Origin of the sequence: Microbispora bryophytorum (assembly GCF_043197435.1) — a bacterium.
In the GTDB taxonomy this organism is placed as follows: domain Bacteria; phylum Actinomycetota; class Actinomycetes; order Streptosporangiales; family Streptosporangiaceae; genus Microbispora; species Microbispora bryophytorum.
On sequence record NZ_JBICTF010000006.1, the window covers coordinates 345,644 to 367,271 of the forward strand.

17 protein-coding genes and 1 pseudogene are annotated in these 21,628 nt (G+C 71.5%); 10 read left to right on the forward strand and 8 right to left on the reverse strand.

The features are described 5' to 3' along the window. Positions 1-75: 75 nt before the first annotated feature. The 3 genes from ACGFIB_RS22355 (at position 76) to ACGFIB_RS22365 (ending at position 1,465) form a co-directional block, all read left to right on the forward strand. Complete coding sequence (locus tag ACGFIB_RS22355) at positions 76-219, forward strand: DUF397 domain-containing protein (RefSeq protein ID WP_142573818.1); 144 nt, start codon at positions 76-78, stop codon at positions 217-219. 19 nt (positions 220-238) lie between these two features. After that, positions 239-1,204: a 2,3,4,5-tetrahydropyridine-2,6-dicarboxylate N-succinyltransferase gene (gene dapD / locus ACGFIB_RS22360; RefSeq protein ID WP_357264300.1), complete on the forward strand. Its 966-nt coding sequence runs from the start codon at positions 239-241 to the stop codon at positions 1,202-1,204. Positions 1,205-1,288: 84 nt separating this feature from the next. Further along, positions 1,289-1,465: a hypothetical protein gene (locus tag ACGFIB_RS22365; protein WP_167748377.1), complete on the forward strand. Its 177-nt coding sequence runs from the start codon at positions 1,289-1,291 to the stop codon at positions 1,463-1,465. A gap of 116 nt (positions 1,466-1,581) precedes the next feature. Here ACGFIB_RS22365 and ACGFIB_RS22370 read toward each other — a convergent pair whose 3' ends face one another. Next, positions 1,582-3,459 (reverse strand): glycoside hydrolase family 6 protein, encoded by a 1,878-nt coding sequence (locus tag ACGFIB_RS22370; RefSeq protein WP_409348771.1) that lies wholly within the window; start codon positions 3,457-3,459, stop codon positions 1,582-1,584. A gap of 412 nt (positions 3,460-3,871) precedes the next feature. Between ACGFIB_RS22370 and ACGFIB_RS22375 the strand changes: the two genes are divergently transcribed. Beyond that, positions 3,872-4,849 carry a malate dehydrogenase gene (locus ACGFIB_RS22375; RefSeq protein ID WP_357016999.1) on the forward strand — a complete coding sequence of 326 codons (978 nt, stop codon included), beginning with the start codon at positions 3,872-3,874 and terminating at the stop codon, positions 4,847-4,849. Positions 4,850-4,953: 104 nt separating this feature from the next. Continuing rightward, on the forward strand, positions 4,954-6,336 hold the full coding sequence (locus ACGFIB_RS22380) for a dihydrolipoyl dehydrogenase family protein (RefSeq protein WP_142574027.1): 1,383 nt from the start codon (positions 4,954-4,956) through the stop codon (positions 6,334-6,336). An 81-nt stretch (positions 6,337-6,417) separates the two neighbouring features. Here the strand turns inward: ACGFIB_RS22380 and ACGFIB_RS22385 are convergent. From ACGFIB_RS22385 to ACGFIB_RS22405, 5 genes and pseudogenes are all read right to left on the reverse strand, one after another. Continuing rightward, a pseudogene (locus ACGFIB_RS22385) lies at positions 6,418-6,912 on the reverse strand (DUF998 domain-containing protein); the annotation flags it as partial. A gap of 81 nt (positions 6,913-6,993) precedes the next feature. Further along, a complete protein-coding gene (locus tag ACGFIB_RS22390) occupies positions 6,994-8,664 on the reverse strand; it encodes an alpha-amylase family protein (RefSeq protein ID WP_357249876.1) in 1,671 nt (556 codons plus the stop codon). A gap of 136 nt (positions 8,665-8,800) precedes the next feature. Beyond that, a complete protein-coding gene (locus ACGFIB_RS22395; RefSeq protein WP_030511616.1) occupies positions 8,801-9,004 on the reverse strand; it encodes a cold-shock protein in 204 nt (67 codons plus the stop codon). Between the two features lie 211 nt (positions 9,005-9,215). Continuing rightward, a complete protein-coding gene (locus tag ACGFIB_RS22400; protein ID WP_393374631.1) occupies positions 9,216-10,145 on the reverse strand; it encodes a phosphotransferase enzyme family protein in 930 nt (309 codons plus the stop codon). Positions 10,146-10,161: 16 nt separating this feature from the next. Continuing rightward, positions 10,162-11,658: an XRE family transcriptional regulator gene (locus ACGFIB_RS22405; RefSeq protein ID WP_223853869.1), complete on the reverse strand. Its 1,497-nt coding sequence runs from the start codon at positions 11,656-11,658 to the stop codon at positions 10,162-10,164. Between the two features lie 237 nt (positions 11,659-11,895). Here ACGFIB_RS22405 and ACGFIB_RS22410 point away from each other — a divergent pair, with 237 nt between their 5' ends. Then, positions 11,896-12,183, forward strand: coding sequence for a hypothetical protein (locus tag ACGFIB_RS22410; protein ID WP_142573831.1), 288 nt, complete (start codon positions 11,896-11,898; stop codon positions 12,181-12,183). A 19-nt stretch (positions 12,184-12,202) separates the two neighbouring features. On the opposite strand, the gene ACGFIB_RS22415 is transcribed toward ACGFIB_RS22410, so the two are convergent. Beyond that, positions 12,203-12,946, reverse strand: coding sequence for a DUF427 domain-containing protein (locus tag ACGFIB_RS22415; RefSeq protein ID WP_357249882.1), 744 nt, complete (start codon positions 12,944-12,946; stop codon positions 12,203-12,205). Positions 12,947-13,072: 126 nt separating this feature from the next. On the opposite strand from ACGFIB_RS22415, the gene cysS reads away from it, so the two are divergent. Beyond that, entirely contained in the window at positions 13,073-14,428 is a 1,356-nt protein-coding gene (gene cysS / locus ACGFIB_RS22420; RefSeq protein ID WP_357249885.1) for a cysteine--tRNA ligase, read from the forward strand. A 293-nt stretch (positions 14,429-14,721) separates the two neighbouring features. Here cysS and ACGFIB_RS22425 read toward each other — a convergent pair whose 3' ends face one another. Further along, a complete protein-coding gene (locus tag ACGFIB_RS22425; RefSeq protein ID WP_357264283.1) occupies positions 14,722-15,840 on the reverse strand; it encodes a glycosyltransferase family 4 protein in 1,119 nt (372 codons plus the stop codon). A 167-nt stretch (positions 15,841-16,007) separates the two neighbouring features. On the opposite strand from ACGFIB_RS22425, the gene ACGFIB_RS22430 reads away from it, so the two are divergent. The 3 genes from ACGFIB_RS22430 to ACGFIB_RS22440 all read left to right on the forward strand — a co-directional run bounded on the left by ACGFIB_RS22430 (position 16,008) and on the right by ACGFIB_RS22440 (position 21,512). Beyond that, positions 16,008-16,820: a PIG-L deacetylase family protein gene (locus tag ACGFIB_RS22430; protein WP_142573840.1), complete on the forward strand. Its 813-nt coding sequence runs from the start codon at positions 16,008-16,010 to the stop codon at positions 16,818-16,820. 88 nt (positions 16,821-16,908) lie between these two features. Then, the gene (locus ACGFIB_RS22435) at positions 16,909-17,994 is read left to right on the forward strand and encodes a lysylphosphatidylglycerol synthase domain-containing protein (RefSeq protein ID WP_393374637.1); all 1,086 of its coding nucleotides are present in this window, start codon (positions 16,909-16,911) and stop codon (positions 17,992-17,994) included. A 170-nt stretch (positions 17,995-18,164) separates the two neighbouring features. Continuing rightward, the gene (locus tag ACGFIB_RS22440) at positions 18,165-21,512 is read left to right on the forward strand and encodes a BTAD domain-containing putative transcriptional regulator (RefSeq protein ID WP_357264280.1); all 3,348 of its coding nucleotides are present in this window, start codon (positions 18,165-18,167) and stop codon (positions 21,510-21,512) included. Positions 21,513-21,628 lie beyond the last annotated feature (116 nt).

Here is a 21,628-nt window from a genome sequence, read left to right on the forward strand (position 1 = left end):
GACACAGGTCACGCGGGGGCGGCGGAAGGAGTTCGTACCGGCATACGGGGACTCCGCCGACATCGACGAGAGCCCATGGTGGCCGTACGGGACAGCAAGGACCGCTCGGGCCCGGTCCTGGCCTTCACTCCGAGCGAGTGGAGCGCCTTCGACCGCGTCCAGGCCGTGCGTTACGCCTGCGAGCCAGGCGTCGTCCGCCCCCGGAACGCCCCTCCGTGAGCCGGTAGCGTAGGTGCACATGACAGCTTTCGACTCCACCTCGGGTGCGTACGGCATCGGCCTCGCCACGATCGCCGCGGACGGCACCGTGCTGGACACCTGGTTCCCCTTCCCGGCGCTGGGCGAGCCCCCGGCCGTGGGCACCGAGCCGATCGCGGGCGACGACCTCGGCGAGGGCATGGCGGACCTGGTCGGCCCCGACCCCGCCCGGGGCGTCGAGGTCGTGGCCGTGCGCACCGGCATCGCCGACCTGTCGGCCCCGCCGGCCGACGCGCACGACGTGTACCTGCGCCTGCACCTGCTGTCCCACCGCCTGGTCCGGCCGCGCGCGCTCAACCTCGACGGGATCTTCGGGCTGCTGGCCAACGTCGTGTGGACCAACCACGGCCCGTGCAGGGTGGAGGGCTTCGAGGAGGTGCGGCTGCGCCTGCGCGCCCGGGGCCCGGTGACCGTGTACGGCGTGGACAAGTTCCCCCGGATGGTCGACTACGTGCTGCCGGCCGGGGTGCGGATCGCCGACGCCGACCGCGTACGGCTCGGCGCCCACCTGGCGAGCGGCACCACCGTCATGCACGAGGGCTTCGTCAACTACAACGCCGGCACGCTCGGCGCCTCCATGGTGGAGGGCCGCATCTCGGCGGGGGTCGTCGTGGGCGACGGATCCGACGTGGGCGGCGGCGCCTCGATCATGGGGACGCTGTCCGGCGGCGGCAAGGAGGTCATCTCGATCGGCGAGCGCTGCCTGCTCGGGGCCAACTCCGGCATCGGGATCTCGCTCGGCGACGACTGCGTGGTGGAGGCCGGGCTGTACGTCACGGCGGGCACCAAGGTCACGCTGCCGGACGGGACGGTCGTGAAGGCGAGGGAGCTGTCGGGCAAGTCGGGTCTGCTGCTGCGCCGCAACTCGACGACAGGCGCGGTCGAGGCGGTGTCGCGCGACAGCAGGGGCATCGAGCTCAACGCGGCGCTGCACGCCAACGACTGACCCACCCTGAGATGACCCTGAGTCTGCCCTGAACTTGGGCTTCAGCCCTGGGAACGGCGGGAGGGCGGACCGTACGGTGAAGGCATGGGACGCATTCTCCTCATCGCCGCCGCCGTCATCGTCGGGTTCTTCCTTCTCGGTTCCGTCATCGGGCTCCTCTTCGGCGCCCTGAAGTGGGTTCTGATCATCGGTGCGATCGCGCTGATCGTGTCGGTGGTGTTCAAGCTCACCCGGAGCAGCAGGTCGAACCACTACTCCTGACCGGCCCCATGGCCGGAGAACAGGACCGGAGAACAAGGACCGGAAAACAAGGACCGGAAAACAGGGGCGGGCCCCGCCGCGGATGCGGCGGGGCCCGCTGTCACTCGCGCCTCGTGTTACGAGAGGGGCGGGTAGGCGTTCTGCATGAGCTGCTGGAACTGGGCGGAGAACCAGTGGCCCGAGACCGGAGCGTTCGGCAGAGCACCGGACATGTTGTTGCCGTTCAGGCTGTTACCGGTGTAGGTCGGGTCACACATCCGGTCGAAGCCCTTGCCCTCGTCGTTCTCGATCGCCGAGCTGGCACCGTCGGACTCACCCGGCGGCTTGATCCAGACGTAGGCGTCGAAACCGGTGGCGGGGTTCGCCCTCGGCCGCTCGCCCATACCGGCGCCGGACTGGTTGCACCAGTTGCCGGCGTGGATCCGGCGGTCGACGCGCGACTCGTTGACGAAGGTGTCCACGTTGGTGGACGTGCTCGGCCCGGTCGGACGGGCCGAGCCGCCCCAGCCGTTGCGGGAGGTGTCGACCAGCATGCCGATGGTGTTCGGGAAGCCCTTCGCCACCAGGGCGTTGCGGAGACCGGTCGCGAAGGACGACTCGTCCACGTACCAGTTCCAGTCGATCCAGTGGGACTGGCGCACCGACTGGCCGTTCACCGTGGTGTTGATGTTGAAGTACGGCTCGGTCAGCGCGGAGGCGTTGGCCGTGTTGACGATGAAGCCGTCAATGCTGTTCACACCGGCGGTGGTGCCGGTGGCGACCTGGTGGAAGAGGTTCACCATCGGCTGGAAGTTGGTGTCCCAGCCGAGCCAGGCGTGGTGAGCCGCGTCCACGTAGGTGTACACGTTGCTCATCGCGTGCAGCTTGTTCAGCGCGTACTGCACACCCTGGACGTAGGCGCCCGAGGACTGGGCCTCCTGGCACGCCTGGAAGTTGTTGACGTTGGTGATCAGGTTCGGCAGCGAGTCGGGCTCGATGATCGTCACGATGCGGAGGTTCGAGTACTTCGAGTCGGCCATGATGCCGGCGATCACGTCGATGTACTCGCTCTTGTACCGTGCGAGGCCGTTCTGCGAGACCTTCAGCTCGCCGTTGGAGGCGAGCGCCGAACAGTCGCGGTTCGGCAGGTCGTAGATGACGACCTGGATCGTGAGAGGCGCGCTGCCGTTGGCCGCGTCCTGCTCGACCGCCTCGTCGAGGTGGTCACGCAGGCCCATGCTGTTGTTGCCGGCCGAGCCGGAGCTGATCGCGGCGATGCGGTCCAGCCAGATCGCCGTGGAGACGTTGGCCACCCGCGAGCCGCCCGGCTCGGATCTCGCGCTGGCCGACCAGTCCGGGTTCACGTAGCCCGTGGCGCCGGCGTACGGGTTGTCCACGTGGGTCCCGGGCGGCTGCGGCGAGGCCGACGGGGAGGGGGACGCCGACGGAGAGACCCGCGGCGAGGGCGAGGCCGACGGGGAGACCCGCGGCGAGGGCGAGGCGGACGGGGAGACCCTGGGGGAGGGCGAGGCGGACGGAGAGGCCGAGGGCGACGGCGACGGCGACGGCGACTGCGGGGTGCCGTTGCAGGACACACCGTTGATCTTGAAGTCGGTCGGCGCCGGGTTGCTTCCGGACCAGGTGCCGTTGAAGCCGATGCTCGTCGAGCCGCCGGTGGACAGGGACTTGTTCCAGTCCATGGCGGTCACGGTCACGTTGCTGCCCGACTGGCTCCAGTTGCCGGACCAGCCCTGGCTGACCTTCTGGCCGCTGTTCGGGAACGTGAAGGCGAGGGTCCAGCCGTTGAGGGCGTCGCCCAGGTTCTGAATGGTCAGGTTGACGGACATGCCGCCCTGCCACTCACTGGCGGAGTAGTTGACTTTGCAGGAGACCGCGGCACTCGCCGAGGTGGCGGTTGCGACGGCCGCCGTGGAACCGAGCGCGAGCACGGCCGCCGCGACCAGGCCGCGGCGCACCGTGGAGCTCACGGCTCCCGGTCGGGGGGTGGATCTCATTGGGAAGGTCCTCCTGGCGATGAATTCTGCGCTTGGGAGCGCTCCCACGAACCATAGGCACCACCTCCGGCGCCGTACAGAGACGCGTCAAGGGCGGATGTGCGGATAAGTCGCGCCCCGGCGTTCACCCGGCGTCCGAGCAGGGATTCCGTCGCGCCGTTACGGCTGAAGTCACCTGCGTGTTTCGTGAAAGTTTCACCCATTCGCAGCGAAACGCGTGGCCAGGGGCCGGATATCCCCGTCCAGACCGCTCCCGACGTGCGGCGGCGGGAAACCGGACACGCCGGTGCGACCCGGCGAATGCGCGCGCCCCGGAAGGCGATGCGGGGAACACCGCCCCTCCCTGCTCACAAGGGGATGCGGGCCGGCGGGTAACATCCGTGAGTCACACATATCGCGAATGGGGATCGTCATGACCGTCAAAGTGACCGTCACCGGCGCAGCCGGCCAGATCGGTTACGCGCTGCTCTTCCGCGTCGCCTCGGGCCAGCTCCTCGGGCCTGACATCCCGGTGAAGCTCAGCCTTCTGGAGATTCCACAGGCCGTCAAGGCGGCCGAGGGCACCGCGATGGAGCTCGACGACTGCGCGTTCCCGCTGCTGCAGGGCATCGAGATCTCCGACGACCCGGCCAAGGCCTTCGACGGCGCCAGCGTCGCGCTGCTCGTCGGCGCCCGCCCGCGGACGAAGGGCATGGAGCGCGGCGACCTTCTCGAGGCCAACGGCGGCATCTTCGGCCCGCAGGGCAGGGCCATCAACGAGCACGCGGCCGACGACATCCGTGTGCTCGTCGTGGGCAACCCCGCCAACACCAACGCGCTCATCGCGCAGTCCGCGGCCCCCGACGTGCCGGCCGAGCGGTTCACCGCGATGACCCGCCTCGACCACAACCGCGCGCTGTCGCAGCTCGCGGCCAAGTTGAACGTGCCGGTGGCCGAGATCAGGAAGATGACGATCTGGGGCAACCACTCCGCCACGCAGTACCCGGACCTCTTCCACGCCGAGGTCGGCGGCAAGATCGCGGCCGAGCAGGTCGAGCAGGAGTGGCTGCGCGACACCTTCATCCCGACCGTCGCCAAGCGCGGCGCCGCCATCATCGAGGCGCGCGGCGCGTCCTCGGCGGCGTCCGCGGCCAACGCGGCGATCGACCACGTGCACGACTGGGTGAACGGCACCCCCGAGGGCGACTGGACCTCGGCCGCCATCCCGTCCGACGGCTCCTACGGCGTGCCGGAGGGTCTCATCTCCTCCTTCCCGGTGGTGTCCCGGAACGGCCGCTGGGAGATCGTCCAGGGCCTGGAGATCGACGCGTTCTCCCGCGAGCGGATCGACGCCTCGGTGAACGAGCTGGTCGAGGAGCGCGACGCCGTGCGGGCTCTCGGTCTCATCTGACGAACGCGCACACGCGAGGGGCGGGCCCGCACGGGCCCGCCCCTCGCGTCGTCCCGGGTTCCCCGCGCGTGGTACGGCTCCGCCTGCCTGGGCAGTTGACGGGCATGGACGGGATGTACGACGTGGTGGTGCTCGGGCTGGGACCCGGCGGGGAGGACGTCGCGGGACGGCTCGCCGAGGCCGGCCTCAGCGTCGCCGGCGTGGAGGCCGGCCTGATCGGGGGCGAGTGCGCCTACTGGGGCTGCGTCCCCTCCAAGATCATGGTGCGCGCCGCGGGACTGCTGGCCGAGGCGCGGCGGGTGCCCGGCATGGCCGGCTCGGTCCGGGTCTCCCCCAGGTGGGCCCCGGTGATCGAGCGGATCAGCGCAGAGGCCACCGACGGCTGGAGCGACGACGCCAGGGCGGAGCATTTCGAGAGCGCGGGCGTCCACCTGGTGCGTGGCCGCGGCCGGATCACCGGGCCGCGGGAGGTGACCGTGGACGGCCGGGTGCTACGCGCGCGGCGCGGGATCGTCCTCGCCACCGGGACCAGCCCCGCCATCCCCCCGATCGACGGCCTGGAGGGCACGCCGTACTGGACGAACCGGGACGCCGTCGCGACGCGGCAGGTGCCCGAGTCGCTGATCGTGCTCGGCGGCGGGGCGGTCGGCTGCGAACTCGCCCAGGTGTTCGCCCGGTTCGGCACGCGGGTGTCGGTCGTGGAGGCCGCCGACCGCCTGCTCGCGCAGGAGGAGCCGGAGGCCGGCGTGCTGCTGGCCCGGGTGTTCGCCGGCGAGGGCCTCGAAACGCACACCGGCGTCGCGGCCGAGCGGGTGCGGCACGACGAGGACGGCTTCACGCTCACGCTGGAGGACGGCCGGACCCTTCGCGCCGTACGGCTGCTGGTCGCCACCGGGCGCAGCACCGACCTGGCCGCGATCGGCGCCGGCGACGCCGGCCTCGACGAGAACGCCCGGTTCGTCGCCGTGGACGGACGGATGCGGGCCGCCGACGGCGTGTGGGCGGTGGGCGACGTCACCGGCCGGGGGGCGTACACGCACGTCGCCGTCTACCAGGGCAGGATCGCCGCCCGCGACATCCTCGGCGAGGGCGGCCCGCCGGCCGACTACCGGGCGGTGCCCCGGGTCACGTTCACCGACCCTGAGGTGGCCTCGGTCGGCCTGACGGAGCGGGCGGCCCAGGAGGCCGGGATCGACGTGCGGACGGGCATCGCCTCCGTCAGCGAGTCGGCCCGGGGCTGGATCCACGGGGCCGGGCACGAGGGCTTCGTCAAGCTGGTGGAGGACGCGCGGCGCGGCGTGCTGGTCGGCGCCACGAGCGCCGGGCCGGCCGGTGGGGAGGTGCTCGGCGCCCTCGTGGTGGCGGTGCAGAACGAGATCCCCACGGCGCGGCTGCGGCACATGATGTACGCCTATCCGACCTTCCACCGGGCCATCGAGGACGCGCTCGAAGCGCTCGGCGGCCAGGCGTACGCGGCGGACCTGTGACGGAACCGGCCTCGCCGCCGACACGGACAGGGCCACCAGCGCCGCCATGTCGGAGACGACGGTGATGCGCTGGGTGAGCCCGGCCGGCACCGCCCCGGGGTCGAGATGCAGCATCTGGAAGGCGTACGGCAGGACCACGAGGAGCAGCGAGCCGAGCGCGACGGCGCACAGCGCGCGCACCAGGCGCGAGTGGGTGGCCCGGGCGACGAGCAGCCCGGCCACCGGCAGGCTGGCGAAGGCGACGAAGGCGGCATAGCGGTGGATGTTGCCGGAGAGCGACAGTGGCAGCCCCAGCGGGTCGGTCGGGAACCCGGCCACCAGCAGCAGACAGGCGCTCCACATGCCCACCAGTAGCGTCGCGCGCCGTTCCAGCCGCCCCAGCCGGTCCAGCCGTACGGCCAGCACGGCCGAGCCCACGGCGATCGACGTCAGCGAGGCCGGCAGCAGCCAGCCCTGCGGCGCGTAGAAATACTGGCTGATCGTCGCCGTGAGCGGGTCGAGCCCGCCCACCAGATGTAACGCGAGCATCGCGGTGGCTCCGAGTGCCACCAGTGCGTATCCCAAGACCATCCCCATGGCTCTTCACTGTGGCCGCGGGGAGGGCGCGGGCCCATCGGAGATCCACCCGAGCCGCCCCTGAGGGATCCCCTAGGGATCTCAGGAGACGTCGGCGGAATCGGCCGGGGCCGTCTCAGGGGTGGAGGCGCGGAACCAGCGGCAGCCGTACCCGCCCATGGGGAAACGGGCCCGCCCGGAGTCGGAGATCTCGACCGTGCCGTCCACCAGCAGGTCGGTCAGCACCTTGGACGAGTCGAGCCCGTCCAGCGTGATCTCCACCTCGACCTCGGTCTCGGCGAGGTTGTGCACGGCCACGACCGTCTCGCCGTCGCAGTCGGCCCGGTGGGCGAACACGGCGTCCACGCCGGCGTCGAGCACGGTGTACTCGCCCCACGCGAACTCCGGGCAGTCGCGGTAGTGCCGGATCAGCCGGGTGATCCACGACAGCAGCGAGTCGGGGTCGCGCTCCTGCGCGCTGACGTTGACCTTCTCGGGTCCGTAGTCCCCGGTGGGCATGGGGATCTGCACCTTGGAGGGGTCGGCGTCGCTGAAGCCGCCGTTGCGGTGCGGGGTCCACTGCATGGGGGTCCGGACGGCCTGGCGGCCCTCCAGCTCCAGGTTCTCCCCCATGCCGATCTCCTCGCCGTAGAAGAGCACCGGGGTGCCCGGCAGGGAGAACAGCAGGCTGTAGACCATCTTGATCCGTTCCAGGTCGCCGCCCAGCATCGTGGGCAGGCGCCGGCGCAGGCCCCGGCCGAACAGCTGCATGTCCTTGTCCGGGCCGAAGGCCGCGAAGACCTCCTCGCGCTCGGCGTCGTTCAGCTTGTCGAGCGTGAGCTCGTCGTGGTTGCGGACGAACGTCGCCCACTGGGAGTCCTTGGGCGCCTTGGGGCGCTCCCGCAGGGCGGCGGCCAGCGGGCCGGCGTCGTTGCGGGCCAGCGACAGGTACGTCCGCTGCATGGTGATGAAGTCGAAGCACATGGTGATCTCGTCGCCGAGATCGTTGCCGAAGTATCGCACCAGGTCGTCGTACGGCAGGTTCACCTCGCCGAGGAGGATGGCGCTGCCGTCGCGGCGGCTGAGGAAGGCCCGCAGGCAGGCGAAGAACTCGTGCGGGTCGGGCAGATCGCCGCTGTCGGTGACCTGCTCGACGAGGAACGGCACGGCGTCCATCCGGAAGCCCGAAAGGCCCAGCTCCATCCAGAACCCGAGGATCCGGGAGATCTCGTCCTGCACCTCGGGGTTCGCGGTGTTCAGGTCGGGCTGGAACCGGTAGAACCGGTGGTAGTAGTACTGCTCGGTCTTCTCGTCGTACTCCCAGAGGCTGTCCTCCTTGTCGGGGAAGACGATGCCCTTGGGATCGTCGGGCTCCGGCTTGTCGGACCAGATGTACCAGTCCCGATAGCGGGAGTCCCGGCTGGAGCGCGCCTCCTTGAACCAGGGATGTCTGTCGGAGGTGTGGTTGACCACGAGATCGGCGATGACCCTGATGCCGCGGTCCCTGGCCACCCGCATGAACTCGACGAAGTCGCCGAGCGTGCCCAGGCGTGGATCGACGTTGTAGAAGTCGGTGATGTCGTAGCCGTCGTCCTTGTCCGGCGTCGGGAAGAACGGCATCAGCCAGATGCACGTCACGCCCATCCGGTCCAGATGGTCGATGCGCTGGATCGCCCCCCTGAAGTCACCGATCCCGTCGCCGTTGCCGTCGGCGAAGGTCTCGATGTCCAGGCAGTAGACGACCGCGTTCTTCCACCACAGATCGGAGGTCATGCTCAGTCTCATGACCGTTCCCGATGCCCGGCAAAGGGACGGTAAAACATCGGGCCCGCGCCGCCGGAGCGGCGCGGGCCGACGTGGTACCGCCGGCGCGGCCGGTCACAGCCGCGATGTCACCGTGAGTCACGTCTTAGAGCGGCGTGACCTGTTCGGCCTGCGGTCCCTTGTTTCCCTGAACGGTCACGTAGCTGACTCTCTGGTTCTGGTCCAGCGTCCGATAACCGTTCGAAGTGATCGCCGAATAATGAACGAACACGTCAGCGGTGCCGTCGTCCGGAGCGATGAAACCGAAGCCCTTTTCGGCGTTGAACCACTTGACGGTGCCTTCAGACAACTGCTTCTCCTTCTTGGAAGCTACGCCATGTTCCCAGGTCGGGAGCATGAGGCTGCGTAGCGGATTCGTCGCGCGACCGCGTGAGACGCTGAAATGCGCGCATATCCGCCGCCGGGGCGAACCCGGGTGCGCTTTTTACAAACCATGTTTTCAGGGATTGTCCACTGCGACACTCACAGCCTGTACGGACAGTACCCGCGATTACCCGAGGCTATGCCGGTGCCGCCATGTACCAGCGAGCGTGCCCGTCACCGCGCGTGAGCGAGTCGAGCCGCCGGGGCAGCTCCTGCCGGGAGAACGGGTCGCCGGAGGCGTTCCGGATATGGATGCCCACGGCGTACATGTCCCGCACCTCCATCAGCGTGCCGTAGCCGGGCCACAGCCGCAGGTCCGAGCCGTACGCGCGGGCGAACTCGTCCACGTCGGACGCCGACAGGCCGAAGCGGCGCTGCCCGTGGTAGGTGTGCACCAGGTCCCACTCACGGGGACCGACGGCCACGCCGTCCCAGTCGCACAGCACCACGTGCCCGTCCTGGCAGCGCAGCAGGTTGTCGATCCAGGCGTCGCCGTGCAGCAGCACCGGCGAGCCGGTGTCCAGGTCGCGCCAGCGCCCGGTGAGCTCCTCGATGCGGTCGCTCAGCCAGGACCGCTGGGTGGCGGTGAGCACCTCGGCCCGGTGCTCCACCGCGTGCCGCACCTCGGCGAGGGGGTCGGTGAGCGTCCGCAGCCCCACCGGCGGCACCGGCTCGCGGTGCAGGCTGCGCAGCACCCGGCCGAGCTGCCGGGTCGTCGGGCGGCCGCGGGAGGGGACGTACCGCCAGAAGGTGACCACCCGGCCGTCGTGCACGATCGGCTGGTCGACCTCGTCGGCGGGCCGCACGGTCGGAAAGCCCCGGTCGGCGAGCCAGCGGGCGACCTCCACGACCACCGGCAGCCGGGTCAGCGCGTCCGGCGCGGTCGCGATCCGCACCACCATCTCCCCGTCGGCCGCTCTGTTGCCGGCGACAGCGTTCCCGCTCAGTTTGAAGACCGCGTTGCTGCGCAACCGCAGGAGCCGCGCGCCCCGGGCGTCTATTCCGATCTTCGCGCAGACCTCACGCAGGACCCGGAACGCCTCCTCCGCCAGCGGTGCCGTCTCCATCGTCCTCATGGCGGTTTCAGGCGTTCTCGGCGGGCTCGGCGGTCTCGGCGACGGCGAGGTCCGCAGCCGGGAACAGCCCGCTGAGTGCCAGCGTGGGCGACGACTCCGACAGCACCCGCCGCAGGCGCCGTACGGCGGGCAGCGCGGGGTCGGCGTCCGCCAGCAGGGCCCTGGCCCGGGTGACGACGATCGAGGTGCGGTGTTCGGCGGGCACCTGCCGCAGCGCCTCCGCGGCGATCCTGCACGACTCCTCGTGGTCGCCGTGCCTGGCCAGGTGGCTCGCCTGGTCGAGCAGGATCAGCGCCGGGTCGATGGTCTGGAAACCCGGAGGGAACCCGTCGATGCCCTGCACCTGCTGGGCGTCCCCCAGCTCGATCAGGGTGCCGGTGCGGTAGAACTTCATCCGCTTCTCGGTGAAGACGAAGGCCAGGTCGTCCTGGCTGATGCCGCGCATGCGGGCGAAGATCTGCTCCGCCTCGGCGAGCGCGATCCTGGCCGCCTTGCCGTCGCCCATCCTGGCCAGCGCGCGGGCCTCGGCCGCCGCCGCCAGCGCCGCCGGCGAGCTGGGGGCCGAGCCGGCCAGCATCCGCGCCTCGCGGGCCAGCCGCACCGTCTCGTTCAGGTCGCCGTAGTAGTAGAGGAGCATGGTCTGCTGGGCCCGCACGAGCGCCCGCAGCCGCAGGTCGCCCACGTCGTCGGAGGCGGCGCGGGCGGTGCCGTACCACGCGTGGGCCTGGCGGGTGTCGCCCAGCTTCATCAGCGCGTCGGCGGCGAGCAGAGTGAGCATCGTGGTCGCGGTGAGAAGGCGGCGCTGCACCGACGACGGCTGGCGGACCGCGCTCAGCCGGCGCACGTCGGAGATCTCCAGCATGACCCGGCTGAGCATCGGCGTCGGCGGGGTCGTCATGTACTCCCTGCGGTAGCGCAGCACCTGCTCGTCCAGCCGGTCGAGCTGGTCCTCGTTCACCGTGCCCGCGGCCAGCGTGCGGTCGAGGTCGTGGCGCAGGCCCTCGACCTCGGCGAAGAACCGGCCGCTCGGCGTGCCCATCAGCATCGCCTGGTGGAACAGCGCCCGGCGCTCCGCGTCGTCGGCGGCCGGGTCCTCGGCCCTGGCCTGCTCGGCGGTCTGGCCCGGGCCCACCACGACGATCTTCTGCCCGCCCTGGTCCTCGCAGTAGTCGGCGGCCAGGCCGAGCCTTACGGCGTTGCCCCGGTAGAGCCGGGCCAGCAGGTCGATGGTCTGCGGGCGCGGGCGGGCCCGGTTGTTCTCCCAGGCGTTCAGCAGGTCGATGCTCGCCCGCGGGTGGCCGAGGTTCTGCTGCTCGCACAGGTGCTCCAGCTCCTCGATCGCCTGCCGGGCCGACCACCCGCGGCCGAGCCTGTGCGCCTTCAGCAGGCTGACGCCGCAGCACCCGTGGATCGCCTGGACCGTCTGCCAGAGCGTCCACTGCCGTAGTTGTGCCTGTTCGCGCCAGCGACGCGCGCAAGCGGGTGAGTGCTCTCCGCGGGCCATGTGCACGCCCTCCAGTGGTGAACCGATCCCCGTTCAGGTTGTTTCCCCAAGGTAAACGCGCAGGCACACAACCCCCGGGACTGTTATGCCTTCGTGTTCGCGAACCCGCGTGTCTTCCACGGAATCCCGGTGGGTTACCTGGTTATTGCACGGTTTCGGGAGATCGGGGCGATTGCCGGTGGGTCGTTGCGGGTTCACCCTTTCCGGTGATAGGTCCTGACGTTCCGGAGGCTGACCATGACGACGGTAGAACGCAGCGAGGCGATGGACCACCTGGAGCGGCTCGCCGCGCAGCTCGAGGCCCACTCCTTCCAGGTGCGCCTGACGGCGCCCGCCGGCCTCTATCCACGTCTGCGCGTCGTCAACCCCATGGAGCCCACGATGGCCGAGGACGTGCTCGCCTCCAGCGGCGGCGACGGCGAGTGGTGGTACTGGCTGTCCTGGGCCGGCCGGATCGGGCACGCCTCCGACGTGGTCACCGCCGCCGAACGCATCGCCAGCGTCCTCCACGTGATCCGCCGCTGAATCGCCGGATCGCCGGGGGTCACGCGAACTTCGACTTCGGGCGGTCCTGGAGGACGCCGTCGACGTACACGTCCACCTTCTCGTCGTAGAAGGCGACCAGCCCGGCGATCTTCTGGGACTCCGGGAGCGGCGTGGGGTACGACCAGACGAGATCCCTGCCGGACTCCTCCTCCCCGACCGACCAGTACACCGCGCGGCCCTTGTACGGGCAGTGCGTGACGGTCTCGGACGGGCGCAGCAGGTCCAGCCGCACGTCGGTCTTCGGCAGGTAGTAGCGCGGCGGCAGACCGGTCTCGAACAGGATGCGCGGGCCGCGCGAGTCGGCGACGGTCACGCCGCCCACCTCCACGCGGACGTGGCGCGAGCTGGGCAGGATGTCCACCCGCGTGTACGGGTCGCGGGCGTGGACGAAGACCTCCTCGTCCTCCTCGAACCAGTTGTCCACCGCGTTCCAGTCGAACCGGACGTGGCCCCGGATCTGCTCCAGCGGCGCGTCGTCTCCGTACACCAGGGCGGCGCCCGCCCGGCCGGCCACGTCGTGGACCGCCGCCTCGCCCCTGCTGGGCGAGTGCCGCGTCTCCCCGGTGGCCTTCAGCTCCTCCACCCGGACGTCGTCCGCCGGGAAGTAGTAGGCCGGGTAGTAGGGAACCTCCCAGACCAGCAGGGCCCGGGTGGTGTCGGCCACCGCCCGCCCCTCGACGTAGACACGCACGCGCTTGGCCGTCGTCTCCACCCGGACACGGCCCCGTTTCGTCTCCTCCATGCCTGCGCCAACCGACGGGCGGATCGTCCTTATTCCCCGGCCTCACAATCGCCATTTCCCGGTGTGCGGGGCGGGGCCGGCCCGCGCTATCGACAGCGAGCGGATAAGTCGCTTACCCTCGGCTAGGTGGGTCTTCGCCTTCACGATACACATCGCCGCGCCCTCCGCGATTTCGTCCCCCGAATTCCCGGAACGGTGTCGATTTATCTCTGCGGTCCCACCGTCGTCGTCCCGCCACACCTGGGACAGCTCAGATCTCAGGTGAATTTCGACATCCTGCACCGCTGGCTGAAAAGCAGTGGATACGAGGTGTTGCTCTGCCGGAACGTCACCGACATCGAGGACAAGATAATCCACAGGGCCATTTCCGAGGGAGTTCCCTGGTGGCGGATCACCGATCCCGTCCACCGCGCCTTCGTCCGCACGTACACCGCCCTGGGATGCCTTCCGCCCAGCGTGGAGCCGCGGGCGACGGGACACATCCCGGAGATGATCGAGATGGTGGAGCAGCTCGTCGCGTCAGGGCACGCCTACGAGTCCGACGGTGACGTCTATTTCTCGGTCGGCTCCTACCCGCATTACGGGTCCCTCTCCCGGCAGCAGACAAGGCATCTGCGAGCGGCCGAGGACAACGAGCACGGAAAGCGCGACCCGCGCGATTTCGCGCTGTGGAAGAGCGCCAAGCCCGGCGAGCCGGTGTGGAACTCACCCTGGGGCGACGGGCGCCCGGGGTGGCACCTGGAATGCTCCGCGATGGCCCGCAGATATCTGGGCACGGAATTCGACATCCACGGCGGCGGAGCCAATCTCATATTCCCGCACCACGAGAACGAGATGGCCCAGTCGCGGGCCGCCGGGGATTCGTTCGCACGCTTCTGGCTGCACAATGGACCGGTGACGCACCGGGGCGAGAAGATACGCAAACATCTCCGCAACCCACTGGCCGTCCCGGCCCTGCTCGACCGCGTACGGCCGGCCGAACTCCGCTATTACCTGGCGGCCGCCCATTACCGGTCGCCGGTGGAATTCAGCCCCGACGCCCTCGATGAGGCGGCGGCCGCCTTCCGGCGGATCGAGAGGTTCGTGCTGCGGGTGGCCTCAGACGCCGCCGCGTCCCTTCCCCCGCAGTTCAGCGAGGCCATGGACAACGACCTGAACGTGCCGCAGGCCCTCGCGGCCGTCCACGGCGCGGTGGCCGAGGGCAACGCCGCACTGGCGTCCGGAGATCACCGGAGGGCGGCCGGGAAATGCCGCGCGGTCCGGGCCATGCTGAATGTGCTCGGCCTGGATCCGCTCAACGACAGCTGGCATCGGGAATCGCATCTCCAGGAAGTCGCCGGGGGCGTGCTCCGGGTGGTCCGGAATCTCGCCGCCGCCAGCGCCCGGCAGGGAGATCACGAGCGTGCGCGGATCACCGAGCAGCACATCGAGAGGGCGCTCGCTAAACGGCGCCAAATCGAGCACCCCGCGCTTATCAGATAGATCTTGGTCGTCCAGCGGCCTCCCTGGAGCAGGGACACGACCACGGCGTGACGCGTCGCCCCGACGGGCCGCCGGCGACGCGCGGATGACCGGCGGGCGCATGTTACAAGAACAAGAACTGACGCGCGGAGGATAATTTCGGCCGATTCATGGGAATCATGACGGCACCAACTGACGGACACCGCCGAAAGGAGGGCCCCGATGAAGAAGGTGCAGATCGTGCCGCGACCGCGGCCACCGAGAACTCCCGCTCCGGTCGACCTGCGCACCCCCTCAGGAAGGGTCCTCCCCTTCTAACCGGGCACGCCCCTGGCCAGCTCGTAGCAGTGGGCGAAGCCCTCCAGGACCGCGGGCCAGGAGCAGCGGACCGGCTCGGTCTCCCTGTTGTGCTCGGCGATCGACTGACGCAGGGCGGAGTCGCGGGCCAGCCGCGCGACCGAGGCGACGAGATCGTCGAACGTGCGGCCCAGCAGGCCCTCCTTTCCCGGCCTGACGAAGTCGGCCACGCCGCTCTGCGCCCGTGCCACCACCGGCACGCCGGCCGCGCGGGCCTCCAGCGCGGCCAGGCCGAACGACTCACGCGGAGCCGGAGCCACGAACACGTCGGCCCCGGCCAGCAGGTCCTTGATCTGCTCCCGGCTGTACCTGCCCGGCAGCGACACCCAGCCCATCCGGCGGGTCCGCAGGTAGCGCTCCATGCGCCCGCGGGCCGGGCCGTCGCCCACGATCGTGGCGCGCATCGCGATGTCCCTCGGCACCCTGTTGCGCACCGTCTCCAGCAGCTTGAGCAGCCGCAACGGCTGCTTGCGCGGCGCCAGCCTGCCGACCGCCACCACATGGACGACGTCGTCCGCCGGCCCGTCCCCGGCGTCCCGTACGGCGTCGGGCCCCGGCCGCCACGAGGTCACGTCCAGGCCGTTCGACACCACCTGTACGGGCACGCGGGGCCCCGCCACGGCGCGGATGGGGCGCGCGGCGGCCTCGCTGACGGCGGTGAGGACCAGGCCCCAGCGCCGCCACGCGAAGGCCGCCTGCAGCGCCCGGTAGACGCCCCGGGTGACCGGATCCCACATACTGTGGACGGTCGCGACCACCGGCAGCCCGGACCGGACCGCCGCGCGCACTCCCATCCAGGCGAACGGCGAGACCGCCCCCGTGTGAACGTGCACCACGTCGAAACGTCCGCTCGCCATGATCCGGAGGAGGTGGGCCGTGCCGCGCGGATGGACCGGCAGGTCGAACGGGAGGTTCGCGACCACCCGGTGCACCCCGGGCAGCCGCTCGCCCGGCGTCGCCGTCGCCACCTCGACCGTGTGGCCCGCCTCCCGCTGGGCCCTGACGAGGTCGGCGACCTGCACCTCGATCCCCCCGAGGCGCGGCAGATAGCAGTCGCTGACGTGAAGAATCCTCACCGGTTCAGCCTGGCAGAGCGCGCCACGCCCATCAAACCGCACGCCTGTTCCGACTGCTCACAGGGAGGGCGACGTCACGCGACCCGGGCCACGTGGGATCATGGGCGGAACTGGCCGCGAGGGGCCTGACGAGTGGAGCACGCGATGACGACGTTCCGTGGGGCGCGATGAGGACGGCGGTGTTCTTCCACGCCCATCCCGACGACGAGGCGCTGCTGACCGCCGGGACCATGGCCATGCTTGCCAACGAGGGGCATCGCGTGGTGCTCGTCGTCGCGACGGCCGGCGAGCGCGGCCTCGCGGAGCTCCCCCACGGCGAGGAGCTGGCCAGAGCCCGCATGGACGAGTTGCACCGGTCTGCCGCGGCCCTGGGCTGCGCCCGGGTCGTGCTGCTCGGCTACGGCGACTCCGGCCTGGCCATCGACGGCGGCGTGGCCGACGACCGGCCGGACAACGCGTTCATCGACGCCGACATCGAGGAGGCGGCGCAGGCGCTGGCCTCGGTGCTCAAGGAGGAGACCGCCGACCTGCTCACGATCTACGACCCGGCCGGCGGCTACGGCCACCCCGACCACGTGCAGGTCTACCGGGTCGGAAGCCGGGCCGCCGAGATCGCCGGGACGCCCATCGTGCTGGAGGCGACGGTCGACCGCGACCTGCTGCTCAAAGGGGTGCGGCTGGCCTCCCGGTTCTACCCGGCGATCGACGTGCGGAGCTTCGAACGGGCCTACTCGCCCCGGGACGCGATCACCCACCGGGTCAACGTGCGCAAGTACGCCAAGGCCAAGCGGGCGGCGATGGCGGCCCACGCCAGCCAGGCCACCGGCGGCGACGGCGACCGCACGCTGGGCGCCATGCTGAAGATCCCCGGGTTCGCCTACCGCTTCGTCTTCGGCACCGAGTGGTACGTACGCCGCGGCCTGCCCCGCGGCACCCGCCTGCGGCATCCCTTCGACGGCAGCCCGCAGGCCACCCCCTAAGGGTCGTGATCCTCCGCCGGGAGGATTCCGCCGCCCCCCGGGCCCGGCAGACTGGAGGGGACCGACACCGGACTGGGGGCGTACGCGGGTGAACAGGAAGTGGCTGCAGATCACGCTGTCTGTGGTGTCGCTCGGGCTGGCCGCGGCGCTGGTGCTCTATCTCCCGGAGATCGTGCACACGCTGACCGGCGCCACGGTGAGCTGGACGGAGATCGGCCACCGGTTCGGCGGTCTCGGGTGGCAGATGATCGCGCTGATGGCCGTCCTGTGGCTGGCGAGCCTGTGGGCCTACACCTTCGTGATGACCTCCGCGCTGCCCGGCCTCACGCACACGCAGGCGCTCACGCTCAACGCGGCGGGAAGCGCGGTCAGCAATCTGCTGCCGTTCGGCGGGGCGGCGGGCGTGGCCCTGACGTTCGGCATGACCCGCGGCTGGGGCTTCGCCAACCGGCCGATCGTCGTCTACACGCTGGTCACCGGCATCTGGAACTCGCTGTTCCGGTTCATCCTGCCCGCCGTGGGGATCGTGTGCCTGCTGATGGCGGGCGAGACCACCGATCCCACGGTCACCAAGGCGGGCTGGGCCGGGGCCGTCTCGATCCTCGTCCTCGTCGCCGTGGTCGCCACGGCGCTGTACTGGGACCGCGCGGCCGCCGTCCTCGGCCGCGTCCTCGACGGGCTCGTACGGCTCGCGCCCCGGCGGTTCCGTCCGGCGGAGCACGCGGCGTCGACGGCGATCGAACGGCTGCGCAGGGACACGGCCGACATCATCCACAGCCGGTGGGCGGGCCTGTCGCTCGGGATGGTCGCCTTCCTCGCCCTGCAGTGCCTGATCATGGCCGCCTGCCTGGTCGCCACCGACTCGTACCCGGGGCCGGCCGAGACCGTCGCCGTCTTCGCGCTCAGCCGCGTCCTCACCACCGCCCTGGTCACGCCCAGCGGAGCGGGGATCATGGAGGGGGGCGTCGCCACGCTGCTGATCGGGGCGTTCGGCCAGCCCGCCGGCGGGGCCACCGCGGCCGCCGTGCTGTTCGGCTTCTGGACCTACACCATCGAGATCCCCTGGGGCGGGCTCGCGCTCGGCGGGTGGGCCCTGCTGCGCAGGCGGGGGGCCCGCGCAGCGAACGCGGAGGCGGGAACGGCCGCCTCCCCGCACCGCACCCGGGTCCGCTGATCAACTGCGAGTCACTGCGCCGATCTCCTAAACTCGCGGGGCGAGAAGGTGAGGATGTCCGGGTTGGTGAATGCCTTGTGCCCCTTCGCGGGCGCGCATACGGTGACGCCTGGGATAGGACGACCAGCGGCGGCCGGCAGGCACGGCGCACGACAGCGGAGGAGCGCCCGATGAGCCCCCCGACGAGCCCGGTGGCGTTCCGGGTCCTCGGGCCGGTGGGGGCGCACGACGGCACCGACGAGCTCGACCTCGGCGGGCTGCGGCAGCGCGCGGTGCTGGCCCGCCTCCTCGCGGCGCGCGGCCAGGTCGTGCCCGTGGACACCCTGCTGTTCGACCTGTGGGACGACGACACCGCCAAGGGCGCCCAGTCCGGGTTGCAGGTCTACATCTCCCGGCTGCGCCGCGTGCTCGAGCCCAACCGCCCGCGCGGCGGCCCCAACCGCCTGCTCGTCACCGTCGCGTCGGGATACGCCCTGCGCGCCGCCCCGGAACAGGTGGACGCGCTCCGCTTCGAGGCCATGGTCCGCTCGGCCGGGGAGCGGCTGGAGGAGAGCCCCCAGGCCGCCAGGGCCCGGCTGGATTCGGCGCTCGCGCTGTGGCAGGGCACGCCGTACGCGGACTTCGCCGACCAGTCCTGGGCGGAGGCGGAGGTGGCGCGGCTGAGCGAGCTGCGCCTGGTGGCCAGGGAGCGGCACGCCGACGCCGGGCTGCGGATGGGCCTGCACGCCGAGACCGTGCCCGATCTTGAGGCGCTGACGACCCAGCACGCCCTGCGTGAGGAGGGCTGGCGGCTGCTCGCGCTCGGGCTGTACCGGTGCGGGCGGCAGGGCGACGCGCTCGCCGCGCTGCGCCGGGCCCGCACGATCCTGTCCGACGAGCTGGGCATCGACCCCGGGCCTGCGCTGCGGAAGCTGGAGTCGGACATCCTGGCCCAGGCCCCCGGGCTCGACCTCGTGCTCCCCTCGCCCCGGCGGCCCCCCGAGATCACCGCGACCTGGCCGCCCCGGCCGGTCGCCACCGGCGACGCCCCGCCGCTGGAGCCCGAGCCGTTCGTCGGGCGTGACGCCGAGCTGGCCGCGCTCGCCGCCGCCGCGCCCCGCGCCCAGGCGGGCCGGTTCACGGTCACCGTGGTCAGCGGCGATCCCGGCGCGGGAAAGACCACGCTGGTGCGGCGGCTGTTCGAGCGCCTGGAGGGCGACGGCTGGATCGGCGCGACCGGCGGCTGCCCCGACAGCACGGCGACCCCGCCCGGCTGGGCCTGGGTCGAGGTGCTGCGCGCCCTGGTCGCCCGCAGGGGTGCGGGCGAGTACGCCGCGCTGCTGGCGCCGCTGCTCGACGACGCCGCTCCCGACATCGCCGACGACGAGGCGTCGGGCGGTTTCCGGCTGCACCGGGCCGTCGGCGGCTACCTGTCGGCCGTGGCGCGCGAGGCACCGTTGCTGATCCTGCTGGAGGACCTGCACTGGGCCGACGACCAGACGCTCGCGCTGCTGCGCGCGCTGCCCAGCCTGCTCGCGGCCAGCCGCGTGCTCGTCGTGGTGACCTGCCGCGACGGTGAGCTGAACGACCAGCAGCAGGACGTGCTGGCCGCGCTGGCCCGGCTCGACCCCGTACGCGTGGGGCTCGGCGGCCTCGACGACGCCGCGGTGGCGGAGCTCGTCCGGGCGACCTGCGTGCACGAGGTGGACGACGAGGTCGTCAGCACGATCGTCGAGCGGGCCGGGGGCAACCCGTTCTTCGTCAAGGAGACGGCACGGCTGTTCGAGGCCGAGGCCGACATCTCCGAGGTGCCCTCGGGCGTGCGCGACGTGCTGCGGCGGCGGATCGCCCGGCTGCCCGAGCGGGCCCAGCAGGTGTTGCTGCAGGCCGCCGTGATCGGCCGCGACGTGGACGTGGACGTCCTGGTCGACGTGTCCGGCGACGAGGACGCCGTGGTGGACGCGGTCGAGGCGGCGCTGCTCGCCGGGCTGGTGACCGAGCCGGGGCCCGGCCTGCTCAGGTTCGACCACGACCTGGTCAGGGACACGATCTACTCGGACGCCTCCCGGTTGCGCCGTTCGCGCCTGCACGCCGCGGTCGCCTCGGTGATCGAGCAGCGCAGCCCGAACGACGTGGCCGCGCTGGCCCACCACTACGACGCGGCGGGCACGGTGGAGACCGCCGCCAAGGCCGTGCGGTACGCCGGGCTGGCCGCCGAGCAGGCCGAGCGCAGGTTCGCCCACCGGGAGGCCGCCACGCTCTGGCAGCAGGCCATCACCGCCTTCGACCGGGCCCGCGCGGGCCGCGGATCGGTACGCGACCGGCTGGAGCTTCAGCTCCGGATGATCAGAGCGCTGGCGCTGTGTGGGGACATGACCGCCGCCCGCGCGCACCGGGGCGAGGCGATGTCGGTCGCGCTGCCCCTCGGCGATCTTGAGCTGACCGCCCGGGTCGCGGCGGCGCTCGCGGTGCCGCACAAGGGCATCGCCCGCGACTTCACCCGCACCGCCTGGGAGATCGTCGACGTCACCGAGAAGGCGCTGGTCGAGCTGCCGCAGGGCGAGCAGTCGCTGCGGGCCAGCCTGCTCGCGACGCTGGCCCTGGAGCTGGAGGGGTCGGCCACCGAGCGCGGCTACCAGGCGTCGCTGGAGGCGGAGGAGCTGGCCAGGTCCAGCGGCGACCCCGCGCTGCTGGCGATGGCGCTGAGCGGGCGGCTGCGGCAGTCGTACACGCTGACGCAGGTCGACGAGCGCGAGACCATCGGCCGTGAGCTGCTGCGGGTCGGGGCGGAGTCGGGCCAGATCGCGGTGCAGACGCTGGCGCACCTCGTGCTGCTGGAGTGCGCGGCGGCCCGCGGCGACTTCGCCGAGGCCGACGAGCACCTCGCGCAGGCCGAACGCCTCGGGCGGCAGTACGCCCTGCCCGCCCCGGCGGCCGTCGGCGCGTGGTACGCCGGACAGCGGTTGATGATCACCGGGGACTACCCGGGGGCCGAGCGGGCCTACCGGAACGCCGCGCGGCTGACCGCGCGGGCCGGCATGCTCGAAGGCCGCCAGGACCTACCGCTGATCGCCACGTTCTGCCTGCACCTGGTGGACGGGCGGGCCGCCGAGATGACCGAGCCGCTGGGCGAGGCCCACCTGCGCGGCGCGAAGTGGACGCTCGACGCCTACGCGGTGGCGCTCGCCTCGGCCGGGCACGTGCGGGACGCCCAGGTGGTGGCCACGAGCCGGGAACCGGTCCGCACCGACTTCCTCTACGAGCTCGCCCTCAACTGGCGGGCGCTCGCCGGGATGCTGCTGGACGACGAGGACCGGATGCGGGAGGCGTACGAGAAGCTGGCGCCGTTCCACGACCGCATCGCCGGGGCCGGCACCGGCGTGGTCGCCCTGTGGCCGGTGGCCAAGACGCTCGGCGACCTCGCCGTACGGCTCGGCCTGCCGGCCCGCGACCACTACGAGAAGGCGCTGGCCGTGGCCGAGCGGGTGGGTGTGCCCCGCTGGGTCGCCGAGGCCCGCGGGGCCCTCGCGAACAGGTGAGTCAGCAGGTGAGTGAGCAGGTGAGTGAGCAGGCAGGCACCGAAAGGGCGGATTGATCAGTCGCTGACATCGGCGTGCAATCAGGGCGTTGGGGGGCGCTAGGGTAAGGCTCGCTG

Excerpts from the sequence above, each read along its gene's own strand:
- ACGFIB_RS22355 (WP_142573818.1), top strand. The coding sequence starts at position 76 with ATGGTGGCCGTACGGGACAGCAAGGACCGCTCGGGCCCGGTCCTGGCC.
- dapD (WP_357264300.1), top strand. The coding sequence starts at position 239 with ATGACAGCTTTCGACTCCACCTCGGGTGCGTACGGCATCGGCCTCGCC.
- ACGFIB_RS22365 (WP_167748377.1), top strand. The coding sequence starts at position 1,289 with ATGGGACGCATTCTCCTCATCGCCGCCGCCGTCATCGTCGGGTTCTTC.
- ACGFIB_RS22370 (WP_409348771.1), bottom strand. The coding sequence starts at position 3,459 with ATGAGATCCACCCCCCGACCGGGAGCCGTGAGCTCCACGGTGCGCCGC.
- ACGFIB_RS22375 (WP_357016999.1), top strand. The coding sequence starts at position 3,872 with ATGACCGTCAAAGTGACCGTCACCGGCGCAGCCGGCCAGATCGGTTAC.
- ACGFIB_RS22380 (WP_142574027.1), top strand. The coding sequence starts at position 4,954 with ATGGACGGGATGTACGACGTGGTGGTGCTCGGGCTGGGACCCGGCGGG.
- ACGFIB_RS22390 (WP_357249876.1), bottom strand. The coding sequence starts at position 8,664 with ATGACCTCCGATCTGTGGTGGAAGAACGCGGTCGTCTACTGCCTGGAC.
- ACGFIB_RS22400 (WP_393374631.1), bottom strand. The coding sequence starts at position 10,145 with ATGGAGACGGCACCGCTGGCGGAGGAGGCGTTCCGGGTCCTGCGTGAG.
- ACGFIB_RS22405 (WP_223853869.1), bottom strand. The coding sequence starts at position 11,658 with ATGGCCCGCGGAGAGCACTCACCCGCTTGCGCGCGTCGCTGGCGCGAA.
- ACGFIB_RS22410 (WP_142573831.1), top strand. The coding sequence starts at position 11,896 with ATGACGACGGTAGAACGCAGCGAGGCGATGGACCACCTGGAGCGGCTC.
- ACGFIB_RS22415 (WP_357249882.1), bottom strand. The coding sequence starts at position 12,946 with ATGGAGGAGACGAAACGGGGCCGTGTCCGGGTGGAGACGACGGCCAAG.
- ACGFIB_RS22430 (WP_142573840.1), top strand. The coding sequence starts at position 16,008 with ATGAGGACGGCGGTGTTCTTCCACGCCCATCCCGACGACGAGGCGCTG.
- ACGFIB_RS22440 (WP_357264280.1), top strand. The coding sequence starts at position 18,165 with ATGAGCCCCCCGACGAGCCCGGTGGCGTTCCGGGTCCTCGGGCCGGTG.